Genomic DNA, 24,862 nt, shown 5'->3' with positions numbered 1-24,862 from the left:
ATGGGCGGATCGGCCATTGCACAACTGGCGAGCACATCTTGTGCAAGGTATACTGCTCCTCTTATATCCCTAAATGCTTGTGTAACAACGACCTGGTTATGATCGTGATCTCTGTTCTGGCCCTGGCGTTTTATCTGCTGGCCATCATCGCCTCACTGCACCTGCTGCTCAATGCCAAACAAGTCGGGTACACCCCCCTGTTCGCTTGCGTGGGACTGGCACTGGTAGCCCATGGTGCATCTGTTGCCAGCGAAGTAATGGTGACCCATTCCGGTCAAAACCTGAGCATGCTCAACGTCGCCTCGCTGGTGAGCCTGATCATCAGTTGCTTCATGACCTGCGTCACCCGTCGCTTCAACGGCTGGATCCTGCTGCCGGTAGTCTATAGCTTCTCGGCCCTGTTGCTGGCTGCCAGCGCCTTGATCCCGGGTCGCTACATCACCCATCTGGAGGCCCATCCCCAGCTGTTGCTGCACATCGGCCTAGCCCTGATGGCCTATGCGGTATTGATGATCGCCTGCCTGTTTGCGTTGCAGCTTGCCTGTCTGGACAAGCAGCTTAAATCTCGAAAAATCAGCAACCTGCCAGCCATGCCGCCACTGATGACGGTGGAGAAGCGGCTGTTCCAGCTCATCTCGGCGGGTCTGTTCCTGCTGACACTCTCCATTGCCTCCGGCCTGTTCTTCCTCGAAGACATGTTCGCCCAGGGCAAATCACACAAGGCGGTACTCTCCATTCTGGCCTGGTGTGTCTATGTGCTGCTGTTGTGGGGCCATCACACCTATGGTTGGCGCGGCCGTAAAGTCATCACTCTCAGTCTGATCGGCAGCTTCATCCTGACTCTTGCCTATTTTGGCAGTCGCTTCGTCAAAGAAGTGCTGTTGAGCTGACACCTATACTCTTTTAGCCATACCATCCAACAGGAGCCCTTTTTGGACAGCATCTCAACGAGTACATTACTGATTGTTCTCGTTATCTTGATCCTTCTTTCCGCCTTTTTCTCCAGTGCCGAAACCGGCCTGATGTCCATCAACCGCTACAAACTTCGGCATCTGGCACAGACCAAACACAAAGCCGCACGTCGCGTCGAGCAACTGCTCGCCCGCCCCGATCGCCTGCTGGGACTGATCCTGATCGGCAATAATCTGGTCAATATCCTCGCCTCCGCCATCGCCACCATCGTCTGTATCCGGCTGTTTGGTGATCTCGGGGTCGCCATCGCCACCTTCGGGCTGACCTTGGTGGTACTGGTATTCGGTGAAGTGACCCCCAAGACCCTGGCCGCCATGTTTCCGGAGAAGATCGCCTATCCCGCCTCCTGGATCCTCAAGGGGCTGATGGTGCCGCTCTCACCGCTGGTCTGGCTGATCAACGGCATCACCAGCGGCCTGCTCAAGATGCTGAAGATCAATCCCAACAAGGATGACTCCCTCAACACCGAGGAGCTGCGCACCATAGTCAATGAGGCGGGTAACCTGATCCCCCAGCGTCATCAGGAGATGCTGTTGAGCATTCTGGATCTCGACAAGATGCTGGTCGAGGACATCATGGTGCCACGCAGCGATATCTACGCCATCGACATCAACGATGACTGGAAGAGCATCCAGCGCCAGCTGGCCCACTGCGCTCACACCAAGATCCTGCTCTATCGCGACAATATCGACGACGTTGTCGGCTTTTTGCACGCGCGCGATGCCCTGCGACTGGTAGCCAGGGATCAGTTCAACAAATCGAGCCTGTTGCGGGAAGTGGACGAGATCTACTTCATTCCGGAAGGAACGCCGCTCAACGTGCAACTGGCCAAATTCCAACGCAACAAGGAGCGAATTGGCCTGATCGTCGACGAATACGGCGATATTCAGGGGCTAATCACTCTGGACGACATTCTGGAAGAGATCGTGGGCGACTTTACCACCTCCATGACGCCAGCGCCGAGCGACGAGATCCATCCCCAGTCAGATGGTTCTTATCTGGTCGAAGGCTCAGCCAATATTCGTGAGCTGAACAAGGAGATGAACTGGCATCTGCCCATCGATGGCCCGCGTACCCTCAACGGCCTGATCCTCGAATATCTGGAGGAGATCCCCCAGCCCAACATCGGGATCCGGCTGGCCGGTTATCCTATCGAGATCCTCGATGTGGAGAACAACATGGTCAAGATGGCGCGGATTATGCCGGCATCGTACCGGGCGGAATCGGATTCGCAAGATTGAAAAAGGGCTGCCAGTGGCAGCCCTTTTCTATTGCTCATAGTCATTGCTCATCTTCATCATCCGGCTCCAGCACCAGCGTCGGGATCAACTCGCCGAAGACCCGTTGCAGCTCGTCACGGTTGGCCAGCAGGTCTTGCAGCGTATAGCTGTCCATCACCGCCAGAAACGCATCCATCGCCTCTTTCAGCGCACTCTTGAGCAGACAGACAGAGACGATGTGGCAAGCGGGCGAGCCGCAGTCAATGCCGTCCAGATTGCCTTCCAGCGCCCTTATCACCTGCCCGATATTGATGGTAGCGGGATCGCAAGCCATGCGAATACCGCCATTCTTGCCCCGCTGGGATTGCAGATAGCCCAGCTTCACCAGCTGATTGACCACCTTCACCATGTGGTTGCGGGAAACACCATACAGGGCTGATACCTTGGCAACGCTCGACAACTCCCCTTCCGGCAGGGTGGCAAGATAGAGCAGGGCTCTCAATCCGAAATCTGTATAACTGGTTAGTCTCATAAAACCTGATTAGCGCGATGCGAAAAGTGGAGTATTGATTCAAATCAAATAAACATCTAGGATGCCACTTATTAAATGACATTTTATATGTTCAATTAGAACGAGGCCCCTATGCTAGATCAAACCACCGTTGCCGTCATCAAAAGCACCATTCCGCTGCTCGAATCGGCAGGTCCTGCCCTCACCCAGCACTTCTACCAACGGATGTTCAGCCATAACCCGGAGCTGAAAGATATCTTCAACCTGGCCCACCAACGCAGTGGCGGCCAGCCGCTGGCCCTGTTCAATGCAGTCGCCGCGTATGCAAAGAATATCGACAATCTGGGAGCGCTCGCCGGTGCGGTCGAGCGGATTGCGCACAAACATACCGGATTCCTGATCCAGCCAGAACAATATCACATTGTAGGTAGTCATCTCTTGGCCACGCTCAAAGAATTGGGCGGAAGTGCGGTCACCGACGAGGTGCTGGAGGCATGGGGCAAGGCGTATGGCGTGCTGGCAGACATCTTCATCGGCCGCGAGCGGGAGATCTATCAGGAGAAGGCAAGTCAGGATGGCGGCTGGCAAGGTACCCGCACCTTCATCATCAAGGAGAAGCGAGCCGAGAGCGATCTCATCATCTCCTTCCTGCTGGCACCGGAAGATGGCAAGCCGGTACTGACCTTCAAACCGGGCCAATACCTCAGCATCAAGCTGGTTCACCCCGAGCTGGAATATCAGGAGATCCGCCAGTACTCCCTCTCCGATGCCCCCAACGGGCAGGATTACCGCATCAGCGTCAAGCGTGAGCCGCAGGGTCAGGTCTCCAACCTGCTGCACGATCACCTGCAGGCGGGTGACAAGATCGAGGTGATGCCTCCTACCGGCGATTTCTACCTGAAAGCCGACAGCCAGACCCCGGTGGTACTGCTCTCAGCCGGTGTCGGCGTGACGCCGATGATGAGCATGCTCAACCAGCTGCTGGAAAGTGCTCATCAGGCCGAGATCACCTGGCTGCACGCCTGCGAACAGGGCGCTGTACACGCCTTCCGGGAGGATATTCAGCAAAAATCCCGCCAGCATCCCAACTTGCTGAGCCGGGTCTGGTATCGGGAGCCGGAGGCCAGCGATGTACAGGGTGAAGATTATGACCTGGCCGGCACCATGGATCTGACTGCCGTGAAAGAGCGCATCACGCCGCAGGCCCACTACTACTTCTGTGGCCCTGTCGGCTTCATGCAAGAGATCAAGCGGCAGCTGCTGGCGGCTGGGGTGTCAGCCGGGCAGCTCCATTACGAAGTTTTTGGCCCCCACCAAGATCTCTAAGGCGCAGGCAGCCATATAACAGAGGGAGGTTCCGGCTTGTCATGGCACGGCGGCTGGAACCGGACCCACAGGTGCAGATCTGTGGGTCATTTTTTTGGATCAGTGCATCGCCTTGGCGCGGGCCACCACGTTGGCCGGCATCCGGTTGCCAAGACGGCTGAGCAGACTCGCCGCCTTCTGGTGCAGCGCCTTGTCACCTATGACGGAGCCATGGAGCCAGCGATAGGCGTCCTCATAATCAAGCGGACTGCCCATCCCCTGCAACAGCATCTCGACCCACTCGATGCGAGCCCGCAGAAAACCGAGGCTGGCCGCCTCGCGCATCAGAGTTTCGGCTCGCACCAAATCCTTCTGCACCAAAGTTCCTTTCCAGTAGTAGCGCCCCAGCTGCTCCAGCGCTGGCGCCAACCCCTGATTGGCCGCCTCCCACATATATTGCACCCCGAGTTCGGCATTGGATTTGGTACAGACACCCCACGCCAGCATATCCCCCCAGAGGAATTGATAGGCCGGGATCTTCATCACCGAGGCGCGCGCTTCGATATCCTGAGCCAGCTGACAGCGATCCTGCTTCACCTGAGTGAGGTGACGCCCCTGCTCAATCCAGTTGAGCAACTCGTCCTGACGATAGAGTGGCACCGCCTGCAACTCGCCAGCGGCCAGAGGTGCGGGAGGCGCCACCACAGCAGCAGGTTCCACCGGTTTTGGCAGCGGCGCGGCCCCCTCGCCACTGCTGGCAACGGGGGTGACCGGCTCGGCCGGGAGCAAGACGGGGACTGCCTCAGAGGGCGCTGGCGTAGCAGCAGAGACAGGGGCCGTTGACACCGCAGCACTGCTTGCTGTCGGTGCCGATGCACTTGCTGCAGGCACATCGCTCGATACGGCAGCCGATACCGCCTCGGCACCATAGAGGGGCGCGGTGAATGTACCGACAAGAATGAGAAGGGTAAGGGGTTTCATCATAAGGATCTCCTGCTGCACTCTGTTATCGGCACCAAGCCCCATCCCCTTAGCCTGCCGGGCGGATCTCATCAATACAAAAGGGAGCCGAAGCTCCCTTGTTGGCACGGTTGACCCGCTTACTTGACGAAATCGACACCCAGCTGGATATCGGCTTTCAGGGTAGCCAGCATGCCTTCCATCGCTTCCTGCTCGAACGCGCTCAGCTTGCCGTAATCCAGTACGGTTTCGACGCCATTCTTGCCCAGCAGTACCGGCTGTGCGAAGAAGGTGGCGTGCTCGCCGTTGCCTTCAACGTAGGCGCACTCAACAACGTTGGCTTCGCCCTGCAGACCCTTGATGAGGGAGAGACCGAAACGGCAAGCCGCCTGACCCATGGAGAGGGTCGCAGAACCGCCACCGGCTTTGGCTTCCACCACTTCGGTACCGGCATTCTGGATGCGCTTGGTCATGGCTGCCACTTCTTCAGCGGTGAAGGAAGCGCCTTCAATCTGGGAGAGCAGCGGCAGGATGGTGACGCCACTGTGACCACCGATCACGTTGACGCGTACCTTGTCGATGTTCAACCCTTTGGCAGCGGCCACGAAGGTCTCGGCGCGGATCACGTCCAGGGTGGTGACACCGAACAGGCGACGCTTGTCATAGACACCGGCTTTCTTCAGCACTTCGGCGGCGATGGCAACGGTGGTGTTGACCGGGTTGGTGATGATGCCGATCAGTGCTTTCGGGCAAGTGGCCGCGCACTTCTCGACCAGATTCTTGACGATACCGGCGTTGATATTGAACAGGTCGGAGCGATCCATCCCCGGCTTGCGTGCCACACCGGCGGAGATCAGCACCACATCGGCCCCAACCAGCGCAGGAGTCGGATCTTCACCGCAGAAGCCCTTGATGGCGACGTCGGTAGGAATATGACTGAGGTCAACGGCCACACCCGGAGTAACCGGGGCGATGTCATACAGGCTCAGCTCGGAGCCAGCCGGCAGACGGTTTTTCAACAGCAGAGCGAGGGCTTGACCGATGCCACCAGCGGCACCCAGAACGGCAACTTTCATGATCAACTCCATGTTTAAGCGTAGGTTTAAGGTTGTTTGTTGTTGTGCGCCCAACCTTAATGGATCCCCCCATAAAAAACAATCTGATAACAGTTGCAGTCACGGGTTCTGTGAGCCACGAAACATGCGGGAGCAAAAATTGGAGGGAAATACAAAAAGTTGGAGGAGAAGCACAGTTTTTCTGCACTTCTCCTTACCATAAAGAGGTAGATCTGAGGGTCTCAGGATTGGAATGCCAGCGCCCGTTTTTCACACCAGCGAAAACCAATTGTTAACAATCCGTTCATCGCCAGATAAAGCCCGCCAGCCACCCCGAACACCGCCAGGGTATCGTAGGTCTGGGCGTTCAACCCCTGCGCCAGCCCCATGATGTCCATGATGGTGATGGTACTGGCGAGGGAGCTCCCCTTGAGCACCAGGATCACCTCGTTGGAGTAGGCAGGCACCAGATGACGGGCGGCATGGCGCACCTTCATCCACAAGGTCTGGCGGCCGTTAAAGCCAAGCGCACGACACGCCTCCACCTCACCAGCCGGGATGGCATCGAGCGCCCCCTTGAACAACCGGGTGGAGTAGGCCGCCGTGTTGAGGCCCAGCGCCAGCACGGCGCAGAACCAGGGCTGCTTGAGCAGCGGCCAGAGCGGGCTGGCTTTCAGCCACTCAAACTGACCCGGCCCGTAGTAAATCAGGAAGATCTGAATGAGCAGCGGCGTGCCGGTAAAGAGCAGCACCCACAGCTGCACCAGCTGGGTCGCCACCGGCAGGCGCAGCTCCAACACCCAGGTCATCAGGGCTGCCAACACAATCCCCAGCAGCAGGCTGAACAGGGTCAGCTCCAGCGTGGTGACCAGACCGCCCAGCAACGTAACGAGATACTCTTGCATCAGTCAGCCTCCGTAGCGGCGGGTGTAGCGGGCAGCCAGCCCGAGGCCATATTCACTCACCAGACTGATGGCCAGATAGATGAGGGCGGCGGCGGCATACCAGGTGAACGGCTCATAGGTACTGGCCGAGGCCATCTGGGCCTGACGCATCATCTCGTTGACCCCGATAAGCGACACCAGCGCGGTATCTTTCAGCAACACCAGCCACTGGTTGCCGAGGCCCGGCAGGGCATGACGCCACGCCTGCGGCAACACGATGCGAAAGAAGATGTGGCTCTTGCTCAACCCCAACGCCAGCGCCGCCAACCGTTGACCTGAAGGCACCGCATTGAGCGCCGCCCGCAGGGTCTGGGTCGCATAGCTGGCGAACAGCAGGGAGAGCGCCAGCACGCCACAGGCGAACGGGCTGAACTCCACATACTCGCCAGTGATGAGGAACAACACCTGGGTCGAGCCGAAGTAGATGAACAGCACCACCAGCAACTCGGGCAGGCCACGGATCAGCGTGGTCAGGGTGGCCACTGGCCACACCAATGCACGCTGCTTGCTGAGCTCGGCGGCACTGAACGCCAGTGCCAATACCATGCCCCCGACCAGTGATGCCAAGGCCAGCCCGAGGGTCATCCAGGCTGCATCCAACAACAGGCTCAACATGGCTTACTGCGCGAAGTATTTGTCGAAGATTTTCTGATAGGTGCCGTTGGCCTTGATCTCGGCCAGCCCCTTGTTCAGCTGGGTCAGCAGCGCCTGATTGCCCTTGGCGACCGCGATGCCAAAGCCGGTACCGAAGTACTTGGCATCGGTCACCGGTGCACCCACCACCGCATACTCCTTGTGCTGCTTCAGCCAGTCGGCTGCGACAGCGGTATCAGCAAACACACCGTCGGTACGGCCATTCATCATGTCGAGGAAGGCGCTCTGGTAGCTGGCGTACGGCACGGTCAGCAGACCCTTGCTCACCCAGTTATCCACCAGATAGGACTGGTGAGAGGTACCGTTCTGCACACCGACTGTCTTGTCGACCATCTCTTCCGGCCCCTTGAAGGCCCCTTTCTTGGCGACGAATACTGCCGAGTTCTCGTAATAGATGTCGGAGAAATCGACCTGAGCGGAGCGCTCCGGGGTCACGTCCATGGCGGCAATGGCGGCATCATAGCGACGGAATTTGAGGCTGGGGATCAGGCTGTCAAAGGCCTGGTTATGGAAGCTGCACTCCAGCTTGGCCTGCTCGCAGATGGCGCGCGCCAGATCGATGTCAAAACCCTGAAACTCGTTCTTGTCATCCAGGTATTCGAACGGTGCGTAGGTGGCCTCGGTGGCGAACTTGATCTCTTTGGCCATGACGGAGGTACTCAACAGGCCCATGGCAGCAACCAACAACAGACTCTTTTTCATGACAGCTTCCTTATCGATTCAATATCAATGCATCAAGAATTCGGCAAACCGGCTGGTTTGCGGGGATTGGAAAATGGCGGCGGTGCCGGATTCGATGATCCGCCCCTTCTCCAGATAGATCACCTGACTGGCCACCTTGCGGGCAAAGTCGACCTCGTGGGTCACCACCACCTGGGTAATGCCGGTCTGGCTCAGGTTGCGGATGATCTCGGCCACCTCCTTGGTGATCTCGGGATCGAGGGCTGCAGTCGGCTCGTCAAACAGCAGCACTTCCGGGTCCATCATCAGGGTACGGGCAATGGCCACCCGCTGCTGCTGACCGCCAGAGAGACGGGCAGGCCAGGCATCGCGCTTGTCGGCCAGTTGCAGCTGGGACAGCAGGTAGGCCCCCTTCTCGATGGCGGCCTCCTTGCTCATGCCGAGCACCTTGACCGGCGCTTCAATCAGATTCTCCATCACAGTGAGATGTGGCCAGAGATTGTACTGCTGGAACACCATGCCCACCTTGCGGCGCAGCAGTTGGGACTGGCGGTTGAATTCGGCAGCAGAGAGGGAGTTCGGGAAAGAAAATTCACTTTCGCCAATCCGCAGAACACCCGCATCCGGGGTATCCAGCAGATTCATCATCCGTAGCAGGGAACTCTTGCCAGCACCGCTCGGGCCCAGCAACACCAAGGTTTCACCGGGGGATGTCCGAAAGCTGACCTGTTGCAGAACCGGCACCTTGTGCCAAGACTTCTCGATACCTATTAATTCAATACCCATACAGCCCAATTGAATAAGTTTTCAAAATTTCATCCCGATTCTATCCCTAATAAAGGTTGATGCAAGCCATTTTTGAATCAATATGCAGAACAAGCGCCGCTTCCTTGCAAAAAACGGCATATGAATGCAAAATGGCCCCGCTGTTCGTATCTGCCGCCTGTATCGCGCAGGCCGCCACACCTCCTCATTCGTGAGACCAAGATGAAACACAACGACAAGCAAGAAAAACTGGCCAAGGCCTTTAAAGCCTTGCTGAAAGAAGAGCGCTTTGGCTCCCAGGCAGAAATCGTCACCGCCCTGCAAGAGCTGGGCTTCGAGAACATCAACCAGTCCAAGGTATCGCGCATGCTGAGCCGCTTCGGCGCCGTTCGCACTCGCAACGCCAAGATGGAGATGGTCTACTGCCTGCCGGTGGAACTGGGCGTGCCCACCACCTCCAGCCCGCTCAAGAATCTGGTACTGGACGTCGATCACAACGGCGCACTGGTGGTGATCCACACCAGCCCGGGTGCAGCCCAGCTGATCGCCCGCCTGCTCGACTCCCTCGGCAAGGCAGAGGGGATCCTCGGCACCATCGCCGGTGATGACACCATCTTCATCACCCCGACCAGCGACACCGATATCGAAGAGCTCTACCTCTCCGCCCTCGAGCTGTTCGAACAGACTCCGTAATGGCCGCTACCGCGTCATAGCGGTCACGCCAGAACGAAAAATCCCGGCCAAGGCCGGGATTTTTGTTTTCTGAGTCTTCGTCAGGCGGGCTTATTTGCCCTGCGCCATCAAAAAACCTTCCGATGGGGCGAAGAAAGCCGCGCCGGTCACCGCCTTGGTAAAGCGCAGCAGGTGGTCGAAGTGGCTGCCCTCCCCCTTGTACATGCTGGCCAGCATGGCGTTGAAGTGCTGAGGAGTGCGGCAGCAGGAGATGAAGTAGAGCCCCTGCTCGGTCATGGTGCCCCAGGGCATGCTCTGGCGCAGGATCTCCATGGACTCTCCCTTCGGAGTCTTGAGATTGACCCGCTTGATGTGGGCGGTCAGCGGTTTGGCGGCAGACTCATACTCGATGTTATCGGGCTTGGTGCGACCGATAATGTCTTCCTGCTCTTTTTGCGCCAGCTTCTCCCAGTCGCTCATGGCATGGACCCAGCGCTGGACATGAATGTAGGAGCCACCGGCAAACTCGCCTTCCGCCACCAGCGCCACTTCGGCACGGTGCTCATCCTGCGGGTTCTCGGTGCCATCGACGAAACCGGTCAGGTCACGGCAATCCAGGTTGCGGAAACCGCGCACCTCTTCGGCCAGCTCGACCAGTCCGGCCAGCAGTGCCATCACACGGTGACCTGCGTGGTGCAGCACATCCACCCGATCGGCGCGCAGCTGGATAAAGAGATCAAACGGGGTGTTGGGCGCTTCCTGACCATTGGCGGATTGCGCCATAAAGCTGCGGAACTGGGGTGGACGGGCGGCAGGGTAGAGACCATCCCAAGCGTCGGCGCCAACAGCAACCAGACCGCTGAAACCGGCATCAGGGAAATCGGCGGCGACCGCCTGCCACAGGGCGGGCAGTTTGGCCAGACGGCCGACCAGTTCGGCGGCATCGCCGGTACGATTGAACATCAGATAGAGGGCGTGCAGATTCGGCTCTGCGCAGATCCCGGCTTGGGCTTTCATATATCTCTCCCCTGAATAGGCGTTAGCGTTACGGGCTATTTGCGTTGCGCGATTATAAACCAGAGTGGATCCAGTTCTTTGATTTCACGACGATATCACGCGTTCAGGGCAAAGGGGCAAATAACACCAACCCATGGGGGGCAACCTTGATCCGTGCCCGTATCCCATCAAGGGGCTCGCCAATGCTCGCCTCCAGTTGCAGATCGCCACACTCGAACAGCACCCGGCAGTGGTGACCGAGGAACTGCTGCTCCACCACCTTAAGCTCGCCATCTGCGGCGCTCTCCAGCAGCAGTTGCTGGGGGCGGAGCATCAGCTGCAACTGCTCACCCACCGCCCGGCCATGAGGCTCACTGCCACAAATGACCCCGAGCGCCGTCTGCACGCAGTGGCTGTCCACCACCTCGGCAGCCAGATAGTTGACCCCACCGAGAAACTCCGCCACGAAGCGGTTTTGCGGACGGCGATAGAGCTGCTCCGGCTGGCCCACCTGTTCGATGTGACCAGCGCGAAACAGCGCCAGCCGATCGGCGAAGGCGAACGCCTCTTCCTTGCTGTGGCTGACGAAGATAGCGCCGATCCCCTGCTGCTTGAGCAGGGCGCGGATCTCGAGGATCAACTTCATCCGCACCTGGGTATCGATGTTGGAGAAGGGCTCATCCAGCAGCATCAGCCGTGGCTTGCACACCAGCGCCCGGGCGATGGCCACCCGCTGCTGCTGGCCGCCGGAGAGCTGGTGCGGATAACGATCCCCCAGCCCCTGCAGATTGACCAGCGCCAACGCCTCGTCAACCTGCTGCTGGCGGGCGCGGCGATCGAATTTGGTCAGACCGAAACCGACGTTGTCGGCCACCGTCAGGTGGGGGAAGAGGGCGTAATCCTGAAAGATCATGCCGATGTTGCGCGCCTCGGGCGGCACGCTGGCACCCGGCCCGTCGAGCAGGGTATCGCCGAGGCGAATCGAGCCATCGGCCAGCGGCAGCAGCCCGGCGATGGCCTTGAGCAGCGTGGTTTTGCCGCAGCCACTGGCTCCCAGCAGGCAGACGATCTCGTTGTCTGCCACCGTCAGGGAGAGCTGTTCCAGCACATTGCGGCCGTTGTAACGGCAGCTGACATTTTCAACCTGCAAACAGGACAAGGCTGACTTCCTCTCGTTTCTGGCGGCGCGCAGCCTTTTGGTTCAGCGCACCGCATGCAATTTCATTGGCCGACGTGGCGACTCAGTGGCCCGGACTGTCCAGACTGCGGTTGACCCAGATCAGCGGCAACAGCCCCACCAGCACGATGACGATGGCCCCCAGCGCGCCGCGCTCCAGCATCTCGTCCGAGACGAATTGGTAGACGTGGGTCGCCAGAGTATCGAAGTTGAACGGCCGCAGCAGCAGGGCGGCGGGCAGCTCCTTCATGGATTCGATGAATACCAGCATGGCACCGGCAAACAGACCTCGGCGCACCAGCGGCAGATGGACCCGCCGCAGCATGCCGCCATCCCCCTGCCCCAAGGAGCGGGCTGCCATGTCGAGACTGGGGGAGATCTTGCCCATGCTGCTCTCCACCGAGCCGATGGCGATGGCCACGAAGCGCACCAAATAGCCGAACACGATGGCGGTAATGGTGCCGGTCAGCAGCAAGCCCGGCCCCTGACGCCCGAGCCACTCGGCCAGATCGTTGATGGCAAAGTCGAGGGCGGTGAGCGGCACCAGCACCCCGATGGCGAGCACGGTGCCCGGCATGGCGTAACCCATGGCGGCGATGCGCAGGGGCAACAGACTCTTTATACCGCCATCGAGGCGGCGGAAGAAGCCGAGCAGCAGGGCGATGCCCATCGCCAGCAGGGCGGTTAGCGCCGAGATAGCCAAGCTGTTGCCGGCGAAGCGGACAAACTCCGGTGTCCACGACAACTCGAAGTAGCGCACCCCGTAATCGAGCAGGATGACGAACGGCAGGCCGAAACCGGCAAGCACCAGCCCCCAGCACCAGAGACCGGCCAACCAACGGCCAATCCCCTTGAGCGGATAGCGCAGCGGCTGCTCATGGCCCATGGACTTCTGGAACACCTGCTGCCGACTGCGCGAGCGGCGCTCCAGCGCGATCAGCAGCACCACAGCCAGCAGCATCAGGCAGGAGAGTTTGGCCGCGGTGGCCAGACTACCGTAGCCGAGCCAGGTGTCGTAGACCGCCGTGGTCAGGGTGTTGATGGCAAAGAAGTGGACGGTGGCAAAATCTGCCAGCGTCTCCATGGCCAGCAGCGATACCGCCACCATGATGGCGGGGCGCGCCAGCGGCAGACTGAGGCGACGAAAGCTCTGCCACGGGGTGCAGCCGAGCAGGCGGCTGGAGTGGATCAGGCTGACTGACTGCTCGAGAAAAGAGGCGCGGGTCAGCAGATAGACATAGGGGAACAGCACCAGCGCCAGCACCCAGGCGGCGCCACCAAGGGAGCGAATGGCAGGAAACCAGTAATCGGCAGGGCTGTTCCAGCCAAAGAGTGCTCGCAACCCGGCCTGTAGCGGGCCCGAGTAGTCGAGCAAGTCGGTATAGACGTAGGCGACGATATAGGAGGGCATGGCCATTGGCAGCATCAAGGCCCACTGCAGGGCACGGCGCCCCGGCACCTGACACATGGCCACCAGCCAGGCGGTGGGTACGCCAAACAGCAGGCTTAGCAATACTACGCCGACCACCAGCCCCAGGGTATTACCGAGATAATCGAGCAGCACGGTATCGGCGAGGTGGCGAAACAGCTCCCCCTCAGCCGAGAAGGCAGAGAAAAGCAGGGCTATAACCGGTAAACCCAGCAGCAGGGCGATGGCCCAGCTGCCGGTCATCCATCCAAAATTTTTCATGAGACCACAGATGTTGATGGGGCCGTTGGCCCCATCTGATTACAAATCGAACTTCACTTCATCCAGCAACTGCAAGGCGTCCTTGCGGTGCTTGGCGTAATCGCTGACCGGTAGTGCGTCAGACTTGAAACTGCCCCAGGACTTGACCATGGCGGAAGGCTCGACTCCGGCCTTGACCGGATATTCGGCGTTCACGTCCGCATACATGTGCTGGGCGGTGTCGCCAGCCAGAAACTCCATCAGCTTCTGGGCCTCGGCCTTGTTCTTGGCATACTTGGTCATGGCCACGCCGCTCACGTTGACGTGGGCACCGCGGTCAGCCTGGTTCGGGAAGTTGATATAGACCGCATCCGCCCAGGACTTCTGCGCCGGATCTTTCAACATGGCGCCCAGATAGTAGCTGTTGCCGAGTGACACGTCACAGATACCATCCTTGATCGCCTTGACCTGATCCCGGTCGTTGCCCTGCGGCTTGCGCGCCAGGTTGGCCTTGACCCCTTCCAGCCAGGTTTTGGTCTCGGCCATACCGTGATGGGCAATCATGGAGGAGACCAGCGCCACATTGTACTCATGCTTGCCGCTGCGGGTGCAGATTTTTCCTTTGAATTCAGGCTTGGCCAAGTCTTCGTAGCTGATGGTCTCGAGCTTGCCGAGGCGATCCTTGCTGGAGTAGATGGCGCGAACCCGGGTGGTCAGGGCGAACCAGCGATTCTCCGGATCACGATAGATGGCGGGGATGTTCTCCTGCAGGATCTTGCTGTCTACCGGCTGCACCAGCCCCTTGTCCACCAGATCGGTCAGACGGCTGATATCGACGGTCAGCATCAGGTCGGCCGGAGAGAGCTTGCCTTCCCGCTCCAGACGCTCGTTCAATCCCTCTTTGGCGAACACCACGTTCACCTTGATGCCAGATTCCTTCTCGAACTGCTGGATGATGGGCTTGATCAGCTCATCCTGCCGGTTGGAGTAGACATTCACTTCCCCGGCCGCCAATGCCGACTGAGCTGCCAACGCAGAGAAAGCCAGTGCCAACATCTTCATTTTCATCATCCATTCCTTGATTAGCTATACATAGTGATAACGATTTCCGTTTGCATTCTGCATACATCTTATAAGCGGATCAAGAAAGCTCGCCGTCGCCACATCACATATTTAATCGCCCATAATTGAAAAGGGCCGGATGGAATCCCATTCGGCCTCTTCTGAGCAAAACGTTATGTTGATCAGGCTTCAATAAGCGCTCACTCCATCGGGATTCCCCGAGATCGGGAGGTCAACAGATCTGTACGTCACGGATGCGGTTCATCACAGCGCCTCGTCGTCACTTTCGCCGGTGCGGATGCGCACCGCCTGCAGCAAGTCATAGACAAAGATCTTGCCGTCGCCGATCTTGCCGGTATAGGCCGCCTTGCAGATCGCCTCGATCACCCCTTCCACGTTATCATCGGCGGTAGCAATCTCCAGCTTCACCTTGGGCAGGAAGTCGACCTGATACTCGGCTCCCCGGTATAATTCGGTGTGTCCCTTCTGGCGGCCAAATCCCTTGACCTCGGACACGGTCAGCCCTTCCACCCCCAGGTTGGCAATAGCCTCGCGGACATCGTCCAACTTGAACGGTTTGATAATCGCACTAATCAGCTTCATCTGGTTGCTCCCAATCCATGGTGTGTCATGAATCGGGTTTCAATTCTTATGCCAAGTATTTTTATTGTTTTATTTCATATAGATAGAGTTTAATGCCTGCGCCATTCGTCAGGCACATCCCCATAACCGGCCAGCACGCCCCATAATGAGGCACCATGCTGCAGCGGTCAGCGGGTATGCACCAAACAAGAGCAAAACAGCATGTTAGTTATCTCCAACAGCGTCACGATTCCCTGGCATGAGCTGCAATTTCAGACCATGCGGGCACAGGGCAACGGTGGACAGCACGTCAACAAGACCGACTCCGCCGTCTGGCTGCGCTTCGATTACCGCAACTCTCCCAGCCTGACGCCCCTCTACAAGGAGGGTCTCGACAAGCTGAGCGACAGCAGGGTACACGATGGCTTTATCCTGATCCGGGTCGAGAGCCATCGCAGCCAGGACATGAACCGCAAGGAGGCGATGAACCGTCTGGTGGAGTTGCTGAAGAAAGCAGCCTGGCGCCCCAAGGCTCGCCATGCCACCAAGCCGACCCGCAGCTCCCAGCGCAAACGGGTCGATGCCAAAAAGCGCAAGGGGGATATCAAATCCGCCCGCGGCAAACCGGTTCTGGACTGAGCCAGCCCCCAAAGGATGTCAGCCGATGAGATACAGTTTTTGCGACAGCGCCCGCGGCCCCCTGCTGGTCGCCATCGATCAGGATGGTCTGCGCTATGTGGAGTTCGTGCGGGGGGAGCAGCCGGTAACTCCGACCAATGAGTGGCAGCGTGATGACCTGGCTCTTGCTCCTTTCGTCGAGCAGTTCACCGCCTATTTTGCCGGAAAATTGCAGCAGTTCGATCTGCCCATGGCACCGAAGGGCACCCCGTTCCAGCAAACGGTGTGGAACGCTTTGTGTGATATCCCCTATGGCGAGACCGTGAGCTATCTCGAGATTGCCCAGGCTATCGGCAATCCCAAGGCAGTGCGAGCAGTAGGCGCTGCCAATGGCCGCAATCCGCTGAGCATCATAGTACCCTGCCATCGGGTGATCGGACGCAGCGGCGATCTAACCGGCTATGCTGGCGGCATTCCCATCAAGCGCTGGTTGCTGGCACTGGAACAGGCAGGCACAACATTCGAGCTGGCCCCATGAGACAATGAGCGTCCCCGGAGAGGAACGGGACAATATCGCGACCAGAATGAAAAGGCTTTCAATCAGTGGCCACGCCTTGCTGACAAGATGAACAGAAGATGAAGAATCGCCTCAGAACTACTTCAGATTGAGCTTGGCATGATGGCTCCATACTTGAATGGCACGGCTCATTCGCTGATTCAAGTAGCACCCATGTGACGCTTCCAATCTGTCTTTTTCCCCGCGCCTCCTCTGAGGCGCTTTTTTTGTGGCAACACAACAGGCCACCCTCTGACTGAGTGACCTGAGCATCGCACGCTCTGCACCTCCACAAAGACAAGAGGCGAAGGATCCCCCTTGGCCTCTGGCGTTATCGCTGGCTACTCGCTCTGGGGCAGGAACTGCAGCTCTGGCGCAGAAGAGGTCAGCACATCGGCGCAGTAATCCCAAGTGGAGATGCGATAGTGCTGCAGATCTTCATCCAGATGCAGGCCGTCCGACTCCTGATGGAACCAGCTGGCAAAACGGGATGGAGTGATGAGCTGGATCTGCTCTTCGATGGCGTGGCTATCCTTCCCCTCAGCCAGATCGCAATCCTCGATGACCCGCAGGGCATAAATATGGCGAAAATAGACCCTGCAGAGGATTTGCGGGGGTAGATCGATGCTGCGCGCCCGCCCCAGCATGATGGTCAGGGAGTCGCTCCAGAGATCCTGATGCAACTCGGCCACAACCAGACCGGGCGGGAGCTGGCGGGACGGAGCCCAAGGGACGGCAACCTGCCGAATGGCATTTTTCTGTTCCATATTCACCTCACGACAACTCGCTCCCTGTCTTGAGTCTATCTGAACCACATAGTCCCGGCGAAGGCAATCGATGGACAATAAAAACGGCAATAAAAAAGCCGACGTATCAAACGTCGGCGAATAAAAAGTGCTTACAACAGAGGATTCAAATATTCAGACCCGCGGGTCGAAAGATTGGTTCCCTCTTTTTGTAATTAATTTTCGGCGCGTTTAAACATCAGGGTATTGGCGTCCGACTCTTCCGGCACAAAGTAGTAGCCCTCGGCGTTGAAACCGGTCAGCTGCTCCACCTCGGTCAGACGGTGCTTGATGATGTGGCGAGCCATCATGCCGCGCGCCTTCTTGGCGTAGAAGCTGATGATCTTGAACTGGCCGTTCTTCTCATCCTTGAACACCGGTGTGACAATCCGCCCTTTCAGGCTCTTGGGTCGTACCGACTTGAAATACTCGTCGGAGGCCAGATTGATCAGCACTTCATCCCCCTGCGCAGCCAGCGCGTCATTGAGATGGTGAGTGATCACCTCCCCCCAGAACTGGTAGAGATCCTTGCCGCGACTATTGTTGAGCCTGGTCCCCATCTCCAGTCGATAGGGCATCATCAGGTCGAGAGGGCGAAGCACGCCGTAGAGGCCGGAGAGCATCCGCAGGTGTGCCTGAGCGAAGTCAAAATCGGCCTCGCTAAAATCCTCCACCGCCAAACCGGTGTAGACATCCCCCTTGAAAGCCAGCAGCGCCTGACGGGCATTGGCGGGGGTGAAATCTGGCTGCCACTCGGCAAAACGGGCGGCATTGAGACCGGCCAGCTTGTCGCTGATCTTCATCAGAGTGGCGATCTGGTCAGGGCTCAGTTGGCGGGCCCGGCGAATCAGTTCGGCGGAGTGATCCAGCAGCTCGGGTTGGGTGAAACGGGGGGTCACCAGCGGTGACTCGTAATCCAGCGTCTTGGCCGGGGAAACCACAATCAGCATAACGTTCCTTTCTGGCGAGGGGCCGAACAGCGGATCGGCCCCATGTTTCATTCATCCAGCGTCACATTTTCCAGTGTGCCGGACCCCAGCTGCTCGCGACCGGAGAGCTTGATCAGCAGCCGCAGGTCGTTGGCCGAGTCGGCATGGGCGAGGGCCTCACTGTAGCCAATCTGGCCGGCGCAGAACAGGCTGAAAAGCGCCTGATCGAAGGTCTGCATGCCCAGTTCGGCAGATTTGGTCATCACCTCCTTGAGACGGTGCATCTCTCCCTTGCGGATGATGTCGGTGATGAGCGGGGTATTGAGCAGGATCTCGAATGCCGCACTGCGCCGCAAACCATCGACACTCGGCACCAGTTGCTGGGCGACAATGGCTCTGAGGTTGAAGGAGAGATCGAACAGAAACTGGCGATGTTTCTCCTGCGGCACCAGATGGAGGATGCGATCCAGCGCCTGGTTGGCGTTGTTGGCATGCAAAGTGGCGAGACAGAGATGGCCAGTCTCGGCGAACTGAAGGGCAAACTCCATGGTCTCCTGACTTCGGATCTCGCCGATCAGGATCACGTCCGGTGCCTGACGCAGCGAGCTTTTCAGTGCTACATCGAACGACTCGGTGTCGATCCCCACCTCCCGCTGGGTCACCAGGCTACGGCCATGCTGATGGACGAACTCCACCGGGTCTTCCACCGTCAGGATATGACCATCGGCATGCTGGTTGCGATAGCCGATCATCGCCGCCTGAGTGGTCGATTTACCCGCCCCGGTGGCACCGACAAACAGCACCAGCCCGCGCTTGGCCATCGCCACCTCCTGCAGGATCCTGGGGAGCTGCAGATCTTCAAAGGTGGGAATGCGGGTCTCGATACGACGAATCACCATACCGGGCAGCTCCTGCTGCCAGAAGGCGCTGACCCGAAAGCGACCCAGCGCCTCGCGGTAAATCGCGTAGTTGGCCTCCTTGGTGCGGACATAGCGCTCGAAGTGATCGCTGCTGAGGGTATCCCTGACCAGCGTCAGCGCCCCTTTCTTGTCGAGCGCGTCTCCCCCCAGCGACACCAGATGGCCATTTACCTTGAGGGTGGGCGGCGAGCCCACCGTCACAAACAGATCCGATCCCTTTCGCTCGACCAGCTCGCTCAGCAGATCATCCAGATTCATCATTTATCCCTCCCTGGGTACAAGTCGCTTAAATGCTGTTGGGATCAACGGCCTTGGCCTTGGCATCGAGGGATGCCACCACGCCACGACTCACCAGCTGCTTGAGGCTCTGATCCATGGTCTGCATGCCGTGGGTCATCCCGGTCTGGATCACCGAGTAAAGCTGGGCAATCTTGTCCTCCCGAATGAGGTTACGCACCGCCGGAATGCCCATCATGATCTCGTGCGCTGCCACCCGACCGCCACCAATGCGCTTGAGCAGGGTCTGGGAGATGACCGCCCGCAGGGATTCGGAGAGCATGGAGCGTACCATGTCCTTCTCCGCACCAGGGAAGACGTCGATGATACGGTCGATGGTCTTGGCCGCCGACGAGGTGTGCAGAGTGCCAAACACCAAGTGGCCGGTTTCGGCGGCAGTCATGGCCAGACGAATGGTCTCAAGGTCGCGCATCTCGCCCACCAGAATGATGTCCGGGTCTTCCCGCAGTGCCGAGCGCAGGGCGTTGCTGAAGCTCTTGGTATCACGGTGTACTTCCCGCTGGTTCACCAGGCAGCGCTTGTTCTCGTGGACGAATTCGATGGGGTCCTCGATGGTGAGGATGTGGTGATGGAAGTTCTCGTTGATGTAGTTGACCATGGCCGCCAGGGTGGTCGACTTACCGGAACCGGTCGGGCCGGTCACCAACACCAGACCCCGCGGGAACTCGGCAATCTTGCGGAAGATCTCCGGCGCATCGAGATCTTCGAGGCTCAGCACAGTGCTGGGGATGGTACGAAATACCGCGCCCGAACCGCGCGCCTGCTGGAAGGCGTTGACCCGGAAACGGGCCAGATTGGGCACCTCGAACGAGAAATCGACCTCGAAGTTCTCCTCCAGCTCCTTGCGCTGATGGTCGTTCATGATGTCGTAAATGAGGGCATGCACTTCCCGGTGTTCCAGGGCGGGCAAATTGATCTTGCGAACCTCACCATCAACCCTGATCATCGGGGGAACCCCGGCCGAGAGGTGTAGATCCGAGGCTTTATGCTTTACACTGAAAGCCAATAACTCTGTGATATCCATAGACTTGTCATTCTCCCATCACAAGATCACTAACGAAATATGAACCAGATTGCCCAGCACCTGTTTCAGGTAAAGGAACGTATTGCCCAGGCCGCCGAACGGGCTAGCCGCAACCTGCAGCAGATCCGCCTGCTGGCCGTGAGCAAGACCAAGCCGGTCGAGGCCATCATGGCCGCCCATGCCGCAGGTCAGCGCTGCTTTGGCGAATCCTACGCTCAGGAAGCAGCGGCCAAGATCGATACCTTGCGCCAGCAGCCGGAATATAGCGACATAGAGTGGCACTTTATCGGCCCTTTGCAATCGAACAAATCCAAACTGGTCGCCGAACGGTTCGACTGGGTGCAGAGCGTGGATCGGGACAAGCTGATCGACCGGCTCAACAACCAGCGCCCAACTACAATGGCACCGCTAAATGTTTGTCTGCAAATCAATATTAGCGGAGAGAGCAGCAAATCCGGAACGTCGGAACAAGAGATTTTCCGCCTTGCCGAGCAGGTCTCTCAAAGTGAGCGACTGGTGCTGCGGGGACTGATGGCCATTCCAGAGCACACCAGTGACGAGCGCGTACTGGCCGCCCAAATGACCCGCATGCAGACTCTGTTCACCGAGCTTGCGCGACAATACCCCACGGTGGATACCCTCTCGATGGGCATGACCGAGGATCTTGAACTGGCGATCGCCCACGGCAGCACCATGGTGCGGGTCGGCACCGCCATCTTCGGCGCCCGTGACTACTCATAGGCAAGGCCAGCGGATAACCCATACGTCCGCCTCTTGCCCGACTTCATCAACAGGAGCGTTTGATGGAACACCGAATTCTGGCGTCAGGTGGTGCAGGCAGCGCCAACCCCGCCGCGACCCCATGTGCTACAGGAGCATCTGATGCAGCATAGAACGCTGGCCTTTATAGGCGCGGGCAACATGAGCCGCAGCATCATCGCCGGACTGGTCAAGGCGGGTTATCCCGCCGGGCAGATCACGGCCGCCAACCCCAGTCTGCCCAAGCTGGAGACGCTGGCGAGCGAACATGGCATTCGCATCACCCAGAGTAATGCCGAGGCGGCCCGCGACGCCGAAGTGATCGTGCTGGCAGTCAAGCCGCAGCTGATGGCCGGCATGCTGGCAGCACTGGTTGAAGAGCTGGGCTCCCTTGAAGGCAAGCTGCTCATCTCCATCGCGGCCGGTATCAAGGTGGCGCGCCTTGGCGAGATGGCCGGTGGCCACGACCGCATCATCCGCACCATGCCCAATACCCCTGCCCTGCTGGGTCTGGGCATGACCGGCCTCTACGCCCCCGAGCATATTGGAGCCAGTGATCGCGCGTTTGCCGAGCAGATGATGCAGGCGGTCGGCAAGACCCTCTGGGTGGAGCAGGAGTCTGGCATCAACGGCGTCATCGCCGCGGCGGGCAGTGCTCCGGCCTACTTCTTCCTCTTTATGCAGGCCATCGCCGAAGAGGCCGAAGCGATGGGTTTCTCGCCCGATCAGGCACGCCTGCTGGTGCAGCAGACCGCGCTGGGCGCAGCCGCCATGGTGGAGCAGAACCCTGAGCTGTCGCTGCAAACCCTGCGTGAGCAGGTCACCAGCAAGGGCGGCACCACAGCCGAAGCCATCAAGACATTCCAGCAGCAGGGGCTGATGCCGCTGACTGCGCAAGCCATGCAGGCGGCCGTTGCTCGTGCCACCGAAATGGAAACCCTCTTCTAACAGGAGCCCAGATGAACACTGCTTACTTTCTGATTAACACCGTTTTCGATCTCTACCTGATGGTGATCCTGCTGCGCGTCTGGCTGCAGTGGGCCCGCGCTGACTTCTACAACCCGATGAGCCAGATGGTGGTCAAGCTGACCAATCCGCTGGTGATCCCGCTGCGCCGCGTTATCCCGGGCTTGGGCGGCATCGATCTCGCTTCCGTGGTGCTGGCGCTGGCCATCGCCTTCGCCAAGCTGGCCCTGCTCAAGAGCATGAACGTACTGCTGGCGGACTGGCTCAGCATCAGCCTGTTTGCCGCGCTGACCGTGCTGAAGAAAGCCGGCTCGATGATCTTCTGGGTACTGCTGATCCGCGCCATCCTGAGCTGGGTCAGCCAGGGCCGCAACCCCATCGAATACGTGATGCATCAGCTGACCGAGCCATTCCTCGCCCCTATCCGCCGCGTACTGCCGGCACTGGGCGGGCTGGATCTCTCGGTGCTGGTCGCCTTTATCGGCCTGCAAGCCATCAACTACCTGCTGGGTGACCTGTTTGGCCAGCTGTGGTGGATGATTTGATGCCAGCCGTCCTGCAACAAGGGGATGAACTGGTACTGCATCTGGTGATCCAGCCCAAGGCGAGTCGGGATCAGATCATCGGATTGCATGGCGAAGAGCTGAAAGTGGCCATCACGGCGCCGCCCGTCGATGGCCAAGCCAACAGCCATCTGATCAAGTTTCTGGCCAAGCAGTTCAAGGTGGCCAAGGGACAGATCACCATAGTGCGGGGCGAGCTTGGACGGCACAAAACCGTCGCCATCGACAGTCCCAAACAGTTGCCGCAAGAAGTGAGTGCACTGCTGAATGACACGCAAGGTTGAATGAATCGGCCTGCGCCAACCGTAGATATGAGAGGGATGACAGATGAAAACAGCCTGGATGAGTGGCCTGCTGGCACTGCTGATGACCCTGCCGCTCAAGGCAGAACAGATGAAGGAGCTGGGGCCCTGGCTGGTACACTACAACGCCTTCAACTCCAGCTTCCTCACACCGGAGGTCGCCAAAGCGTATGGACTGGAGCGCAGTCGCTACAACGCCATCATCAATATCGCGGTACAGGACAAGCAGAAAGTGGCGCAAGCCGTGGGGATCACCGGTGAGGCCAAGAACCTGACCGGCACCATCCGCACCCTGAACTTTCAGGAGGTAAAAGAGGGCGATGCCATCTACTATCTGGCGACCCTCCCCTACCGCAACGAAGATACCTATCAGTTCACCCTGAAGATCATGGGCGGTGGGCAGCAACAGAACCTCAGCTTCCAGCAGACCTTCTACGTCGACTGAGCAGCAACAAGAAGCCCCGACCAAGGCCGGGGCTTCATTTTATCCATATGACAAGGGCGCCATCAGGGCGCCCTTGTTACATCTATTCCGTACCGCGACTGTTACAGGGCGAGGAACAGACCGGCCAGACAGGCGCTCATCAGGTTCGCCAGCACGCCGGAGAGAATGGCGCGCATGCCGTAACGGGCGATGAAGGATTTGCGCTCCGGCACCATGGAGCCCAGACCGCCGATCAGGATCGCCATGGAGGAGATGTTGGCAAAGCCGCACAGGGCGAAGGTCACGATGGCCTTGCTCGACTCGCTCAGGGTCTGATCCTGCACCAGGCCGATAAAGGCGACGAACTCGTTGACCACGATCTTGGTACCGATCAGGGCGCCAGCGGCTTGTGCCTGATCCCAGGGCACACCGATCAGCCAGGAGACGGGGGCAAACAGCCAGCCCAGAATGATCTGGAAGCTCAGATCCAGCCCTGCCAGACCGCCAGCCCAGCCGAGCAGGCCATTGAGCATGGCGATCACACCAACGAAGGCCAGCAGGGTCGCACCGACCGCCACCGCAATATTGAGGCCGGACATGGCGCCATCGGCCGCCGCTTCAATCACGTTGGTGGCACGGGGGATCTCAACATCCTGATGGTGATCGACCTCTTCAGCTCCCGGCGGCACCAGGATTTTGGCCATCGCCAGACCGGCAGGGGCCGACATGAAGGCGGCAGCGATCAGGTATTTCAACTCAACCCCGAGGCTGGCATAGCCCACCAGAGTGCCACCGGCGACGGAAGCGAGACCACAGCTCATCACCGCGAAGAACTGGGAATCGGACATCTTGGAGAGGTAGGGTTTGACCACCAGCGGCGCTTCCACCATGCCGACGAAGATGTTGGCGGTCGCGGAGAGGCTCTCGGCACGGCCGGTGCCCAGCAATTTCTGCAAGCCACCACCCAGCAGGGCGATCACCCGCGGCATGATGCCGATGTGGTAGAGGATGGCGATCACCGCGGAGAAGAAGATGATGACCGGCAACACGTTGAAGGCAAAGATGAAGCCCAGCTTGAACTTGGCCAGATCGCCGAACAGGAAGGCGATCCCCTCCTGACCATAACCGATCACGCTGCTTACGCTCTCGCTGACCCCGTTCAGCACGTGCTGACCGGCAGGCAGCCAGAGCACCAGACCGGCAAACATGACTTGCAGACAGAGGGCAAGACCAACTGTTCGCAATGGGATACGACGACGATTATCAGAGCAGATGACGGCAAGCGCCAGGATACTCAGGATGCCGAGCAGGGCAATCATAGGGACTCCATCAGGTGGGGCAAAAGATGGGCGCGGATTCTGCGCCTCTCACCCCGTCACTGCAAGTCCGCTTGGTTACAAGCCTGTTAGAAAAAACGTTTGCACGATATCGGTTGCGCCAACTGGCTGATTTGGTTCGGTTTTAGTATCAGGAGAAATCGAGAGTTTTTATATG

28 protein-coding genes are annotated in these 24,862 nt (G+C 58.9%); 11 read left to right on the top strand and 17 right to left on the bottom strand.

Annotation, left to right across the window (positions count from 1 at the left end; translation table 11 throughout):
- The first annotated feature begins 98 nt into the window (after positions 1-98).
- Positions 99-890, top strand: a complete 792-nt coding sequence (locus G5182_RS06040; RefSeq protein ID WP_227341902.1) for a cytochrome C assembly family protein — start codon at positions 99-101, stop codon at positions 888-890.
- A 42-nt stretch (positions 891-932) separates the two neighbouring features.
- A complete protein-coding gene (locus tag G5182_RS06035) occupies positions 933-2,213 on the top strand; it encodes an HlyC/CorC family transporter (protein ID WP_005348906.1) in 1,281 nt (426 codons plus the stop codon).
- Between the two features lie 40 nt (positions 2,214-2,253).
- Here G5182_RS06035 and G5182_RS06030 read toward each other — a convergent pair whose 3' ends face one another.
- Positions 2,254-2,724, bottom strand: coding sequence for an Rrf2 family transcriptional regulator (locus tag G5182_RS06030; RefSeq protein WP_005340388.1), 471 nt, complete (start codon positions 2,722-2,724; stop codon positions 2,254-2,256).
- Positions 2,725-2,835: 111 nt separating this feature from the next.
- Here G5182_RS06030 and hmpA point away from each other — a divergent pair, with 111 nt between their 5' ends.
- Positions 2,836-4,029 carry an NO-inducible flavohemoprotein gene (gene hmpA / locus G5182_RS06025; protein ID WP_421254255.1) on the top strand — a complete coding sequence of 398 codons (1,194 nt, stop codon included), beginning with the start codon at positions 2,836-2,838 and terminating at the stop codon, positions 4,027-4,029.
- 99 nt (positions 4,030-4,128) lie between these two features.
- Here hmpA and G5182_RS06020 read toward each other — a convergent pair whose 3' ends face one another.
- From G5182_RS06020 to G5182_RS05995, 6 genes are all read right to left on the bottom strand, one after another.
- A complete protein-coding gene (locus G5182_RS06020) occupies positions 4,129-4,713 on the bottom strand; it encodes a tetratricopeptide repeat protein (RefSeq protein WP_227342978.1) in 585 nt (194 codons plus the stop codon).
- Positions 4,714-5,108: 395 nt separating this feature from the next.
- A complete protein-coding gene (gene mdh, locus G5182_RS06015; RefSeq protein WP_005340384.1) occupies positions 5,109-6,044 on the bottom strand; it encodes a malate dehydrogenase in 936 nt (311 codons plus the stop codon).
- A 221-nt stretch (positions 6,045-6,265) separates the two neighbouring features.
- The gene (artM, locus tag G5182_RS06010; protein ID WP_005348902.1) at positions 6,266-6,928 is read right to left on the bottom strand and encodes an arginine ABC transporter permease ArtM; all 663 of its coding nucleotides are present in this window, start codon (positions 6,926-6,928) and stop codon (positions 6,266-6,268) included.
- Positions 6,929-6,931: 3 nt separating this feature from the next.
- Complete coding sequence (gene artQ, locus G5182_RS06005) at positions 6,932-7,582, bottom strand: arginine ABC transporter permease ArtQ (protein WP_043826111.1); 651 nt, start codon at positions 7,580-7,582, stop codon at positions 6,932-6,934.
- A 3-nt stretch (positions 7,583-7,585) separates the two neighbouring features.
- Positions 7,586-8,323: a transporter substrate-binding domain-containing protein gene (locus tag G5182_RS06000; RefSeq protein WP_227341901.1), complete on the bottom strand. Its 738-nt coding sequence runs from the start codon at positions 8,321-8,323 to the stop codon at positions 7,586-7,588.
- 24 nt (positions 8,324-8,347) lie between these two features.
- The gene (locus G5182_RS05995) at positions 8,348-9,088 is read right to left on the bottom strand and encodes an ATP-binding cassette domain-containing protein (RefSeq protein WP_227341900.1); all 741 of its coding nucleotides are present in this window, start codon (positions 9,086-9,088) and stop codon (positions 8,348-8,350) included.
- Between the two features lie 201 nt (positions 9,089-9,289).
- Here G5182_RS05995 and argR point away from each other — a divergent pair, with 201 nt between their 5' ends.
- Positions 9,290-9,760 carry a transcriptional regulator ArgR gene (gene argR / locus G5182_RS05990; protein ID WP_005340378.1) on the top strand — a complete coding sequence of 157 codons (471 nt, stop codon included), beginning with the start codon at positions 9,290-9,292 and terminating at the stop codon, positions 9,758-9,760.
- 90 nt (positions 9,761-9,850) lie between these two features.
- Here the strand turns inward: argR and G5182_RS05985 are convergent, their stop codons facing one another.
- From G5182_RS05985 to glnK, 5 genes are all read right to left on the bottom strand, one after another.
- The gene (locus tag G5182_RS05985; RefSeq protein WP_201990763.1) at positions 9,851-10,756 is read right to left on the bottom strand and encodes a Dyp-type peroxidase; all 906 of its coding nucleotides are present in this window, start codon (positions 10,754-10,756) and stop codon (positions 9,851-9,853) included.
- Between the two features lie 103 nt (positions 10,757-10,859).
- On the bottom strand, positions 10,860-11,894 hold the full coding sequence (locus G5182_RS05980) for an ABC transporter ATP-binding protein (protein WP_227341899.1): 1,035 nt from the start codon (positions 11,892-11,894) through the stop codon (positions 10,860-10,862).
- A gap of 82 nt (positions 11,895-11,976) precedes the next feature.
- On the bottom strand, positions 11,977-13,602 hold the full coding sequence (locus G5182_RS05975; RefSeq protein WP_421172264.1) for an ABC transporter permease: 1,626 nt from the start codon (positions 13,600-13,602) through the stop codon (positions 11,977-11,979).
- Between the two features lie 39 nt (positions 13,603-13,641).
- Positions 13,642-14,649, bottom strand: coding sequence for a Fe(3+) ABC transporter substrate-binding protein (locus G5182_RS05970; protein ID WP_021230948.1), 1,008 nt, complete (start codon positions 14,647-14,649; stop codon positions 13,642-13,644).
- A 258-nt stretch (positions 14,650-14,907) separates the two neighbouring features.
- Complete coding sequence (gene glnK, locus G5182_RS05965) at positions 14,908-15,246, bottom strand: P-II family nitrogen regulator (protein WP_005341406.1); 339 nt, start codon at positions 15,244-15,246, stop codon at positions 14,908-14,910.
- A 201-nt stretch (positions 15,247-15,447) separates the two neighbouring features.
- Here glnK and arfB point away from each other — a divergent pair, with 201 nt between their 5' ends.
- Positions 15,448-15,864, top strand: a complete 417-nt coding sequence (gene arfB, locus G5182_RS05960; protein WP_139430011.1) for an alternative ribosome rescue aminoacyl-tRNA hydrolase ArfB — start codon at positions 15,448-15,450, stop codon at positions 15,862-15,864.
- Positions 15,865-15,889: 25 nt separating this feature from the next.
- Positions 15,890-16,381 (top strand): methylated-DNA--[protein]-cysteine S-methyltransferase, encoded by a 492-nt coding sequence (locus tag G5182_RS05955; RefSeq protein ID WP_227341897.1) that lies wholly within the window; start codon positions 15,890-15,892, stop codon positions 16,379-16,381.
- A 359-nt stretch (positions 16,382-16,740) separates the two neighbouring features.
- On the opposite strand, the gene G5182_RS05950 is transcribed toward G5182_RS05955, so the two are convergent.
- From G5182_RS05950 to tapT, 4 genes are all read right to left on the bottom strand, one after another.
- On the bottom strand, positions 16,741-17,166 hold the full coding sequence (locus G5182_RS05950) for a hypothetical protein (RefSeq protein ID WP_005340360.1): 426 nt from the start codon (positions 17,164-17,166) through the stop codon (positions 16,741-16,743).
- Positions 17,167-17,360: 194 nt separating this feature from the next.
- Complete coding sequence (gene yaaA, locus G5182_RS05945; protein ID WP_201937767.1) at positions 17,361-18,134, bottom strand: peroxide stress protein YaaA; 774 nt, start codon at positions 18,132-18,134, stop codon at positions 17,361-17,363.
- 47 nt (positions 18,135-18,181) lie between these two features.
- Positions 18,182-19,291, bottom strand: a complete 1,110-nt coding sequence (gene tapU / locus G5182_RS05940) for a type IVa pilus ATPase TapU (RefSeq protein WP_227342977.1) — start codon at positions 19,289-19,291, stop codon at positions 18,182-18,184.
- Between the two features lie 28 nt (positions 19,292-19,319).
- Entirely contained in the window at positions 19,320-20,354 is a 1,035-nt protein-coding gene (gene tapT, locus G5182_RS05935; protein WP_005340354.1) for a type IVa pilus ATPase TapT, read from the bottom strand.
- Between the two features lie 39 nt (positions 20,355-20,393).
- Here tapT and G5182_RS05930 point away from each other — a divergent pair, with 39 nt between their 5' ends.
- The 5 genes from G5182_RS05930 to G5182_RS05910 all read left to right on the top strand — a co-directional run bounded on the left by G5182_RS05930 (position 20,394) and on the right by G5182_RS05910 (position 23,389).
- The gene (locus G5182_RS05930; RefSeq protein WP_100654584.1) at positions 20,394-21,095 is read left to right on the top strand and encodes a YggS family pyridoxal phosphate-dependent enzyme; all 702 of its coding nucleotides are present in this window, start codon (positions 20,394-20,396) and stop codon (positions 21,093-21,095) included.
- Between the two features lie 141 nt (positions 21,096-21,236).
- On the top strand, positions 21,237-22,061 hold the full coding sequence (gene proC, locus G5182_RS05925) for a pyrroline-5-carboxylate reductase (protein ID WP_201990756.1): 825 nt from the start codon (positions 21,237-21,239) through the stop codon (positions 22,059-22,061).
- An 11-nt stretch (positions 22,062-22,072) separates the two neighbouring features.
- Complete coding sequence (locus G5182_RS05920) at positions 22,073-22,624, top strand: YggT family protein (RefSeq protein ID WP_047436998.1); 552 nt, start codon at positions 22,073-22,075, stop codon at positions 22,622-22,624.
- Positions 22,624-22,926 (top strand): DUF167 family protein YggU, encoded by a 303-nt coding sequence (yggU, locus tag G5182_RS05915; RefSeq protein WP_005340341.1) that lies wholly within the window; start codon positions 22,624-22,626, stop codon positions 22,924-22,926. The genes G5182_RS05920 and yggU overlap by 1 nt, the downstream gene beginning before the upstream one ends.
- A gap of 43 nt (positions 22,927-22,969) precedes the next feature.
- On the top strand, positions 22,970-23,389 hold the full coding sequence (locus G5182_RS05910) for a DUF4426 domain-containing protein (RefSeq protein WP_005340339.1): 420 nt from the start codon (positions 22,970-22,972) through the stop codon (positions 23,387-23,389).
- A 101-nt stretch (positions 23,390-23,490) separates the two neighbouring features.
- Here G5182_RS05910 and G5182_RS05905 read toward each other — a convergent pair whose 3' ends face one another.
- On the bottom strand, positions 23,491-24,687 hold the full coding sequence (locus G5182_RS05905; protein WP_227341896.1) for a NupC/NupG family nucleoside CNT transporter: 1,197 nt from the start codon (positions 24,685-24,687) through the stop codon (positions 23,491-23,493).
- Positions 24,688-24,862 lie beyond the last annotated feature (175 nt).

The sequence above is a fragment of the Aeromonas sp. 600948 genome, from assembly GCF_049174875.1.
Lineage (GTDB): Bacteria > Pseudomonadota > Gammaproteobacteria > Enterobacterales > Aeromonadaceae > Aeromonas > Aeromonas veronii_A.
This window is presented reverse-complemented; position numbering and strand designations above follow the sequence as displayed.

What these genes read in the sequence shown, in the direction of transcription:
- G5182_RS06040 (WP_227341902.1), top strand. Translation starts at nt 99, where the DNA reads ATGATCGTGATCTCTGTTCTGGCCCTGGCGTTTTATCTGCTGGCCATC.
- G5182_RS06030 (WP_005340388.1), bottom strand. Translation starts at nt 2,724, where the DNA reads ATGAGACTAACCAGTTATACAGATTTCGGATTGAGAGCCCTGCTCTAT.
- hmpA (WP_421254255.1), top strand. Translation starts at nt 2,836, where the DNA reads ATGCTAGATCAAACCACCGTTGCCGTCATCAAAAGCACCATTCCGCTG.
- mdh (WP_005340384.1), bottom strand. Translation starts at nt 6,044, where the DNA reads ATGAAAGTTGCCGTTCTGGGTGCCGCTGGTGGCATCGGTCAAGCCCTC.
- artM (WP_005348902.1), bottom strand. Translation starts at nt 6,928, where the DNA reads ATGCAAGAGTATCTCGTTACGTTGCTGGGCGGTCTGGTCACCACGCTG.
- artQ (WP_043826111.1), bottom strand. Translation starts at nt 7,582, where the DNA reads ATGTTGAGCCTGTTGTTGGATGCAGCCTGGATGACCCTCGGGCTGGCC.
- G5182_RS06000 (WP_227341901.1), bottom strand. Translation starts at nt 8,323, where the DNA reads ATGAAAAAGAGTCTGTTGTTGGTTGCTGCCATGGGCCTGTTGAGTACC.
- G5182_RS05995 (WP_227341900.1), bottom strand. Translation starts at nt 9,088, where the DNA reads ATGGGTATTGAATTAATAGGTATCGAGAAGTCTTGGCACAAGGTGCCG.
- argR (WP_005340378.1), top strand. Translation starts at nt 9,290, where the DNA reads ATGAAACACAACGACAAGCAAGAAAAACTGGCCAAGGCCTTTAAAGCC.
- G5182_RS05985 (WP_201990763.1), bottom strand. Translation starts at nt 10,756, where the DNA reads ATGAAAGCCCAAGCCGGGATCTGCGCAGAGCCGAATCTGCACGCCCTC.
- G5182_RS05975 (WP_421172264.1), bottom strand. Translation starts at nt 13,602, where the DNA reads ATGAAAAATTTTGGATGGATGACCGGCAGCTGGGCCATCGCCCTGCTG.
- G5182_RS05970 (WP_021230948.1), bottom strand. Translation starts at nt 14,649, where the DNA reads ATGAAAATGAAGATGTTGGCACTGGCTTTCTCTGCGTTGGCAGCTCAG.
- glnK (WP_005341406.1), bottom strand. Translation starts at nt 15,246, where the DNA reads ATGAAGCTGATTAGTGCGATTATCAAACCGTTCAAGTTGGACGATGTC.
- arfB (WP_139430011.1), top strand. Translation starts at nt 15,448, where the DNA reads ATGTTAGTTATCTCCAACAGCGTCACGATTCCCTGGCATGAGCTGCAA.
- G5182_RS05955 (WP_227341897.1), top strand. Translation starts at nt 15,890, where the DNA reads ATGAGATACAGTTTTTGCGACAGCGCCCGCGGCCCCCTGCTGGTCGCC.
- G5182_RS05950 (WP_005340360.1), bottom strand. Translation starts at nt 17,166, where the DNA reads ATGGAACAGAAAAATGCCATTCGGCAGGTTGCCGTCCCTTGGGCTCCG.
- yaaA (WP_201937767.1), bottom strand. Translation starts at nt 18,134, where the DNA reads ATGCTGATTGTGGTTTCCCCGGCCAAGACGCTGGATTACGAGTCACCG.
- tapU (WP_227342977.1), bottom strand. Translation starts at nt 19,291, where the DNA reads ATGAATCTGGATGATCTGCTGAGCGAGCTGGTCGAGCGAAAGGGATCG.
- tapT (WP_005340354.1), bottom strand. Translation starts at nt 20,354, where the DNA reads ATGGATATCACAGAGTTATTGGCTTTCAGTGTAAAGCATAAAGCCTCG.
- G5182_RS05930 (WP_100654584.1), top strand. Translation starts at nt 20,394, where the DNA reads ATGAACCAGATTGCCCAGCACCTGTTTCAGGTAAAGGAACGTATTGCC.
- proC (WP_201990756.1), top strand. Translation starts at nt 21,237, where the DNA reads ATGCAGCATAGAACGCTGGCCTTTATAGGCGCGGGCAACATGAGCCGC.
- G5182_RS05920 (WP_047436998.1), top strand. Translation starts at nt 22,073, where the DNA reads ATGAACACTGCTTACTTTCTGATTAACACCGTTTTCGATCTCTACCTG.
- yggU (WP_005340341.1), top strand. Translation starts at nt 22,624, where the DNA reads ATGCCAGCCGTCCTGCAACAAGGGGATGAACTGGTACTGCATCTGGTG.
- G5182_RS05910 (WP_005340339.1), top strand. Translation starts at nt 22,970, where the DNA reads ATGAAAACAGCCTGGATGAGTGGCCTGCTGGCACTGCTGATGACCCTG.
- G5182_RS05905 (WP_227341896.1), bottom strand. Translation starts at nt 24,687, where the DNA reads ATGATTGCCCTGCTCGGCATCCTGAGTATCCTGGCGCTTGCCGTCATC.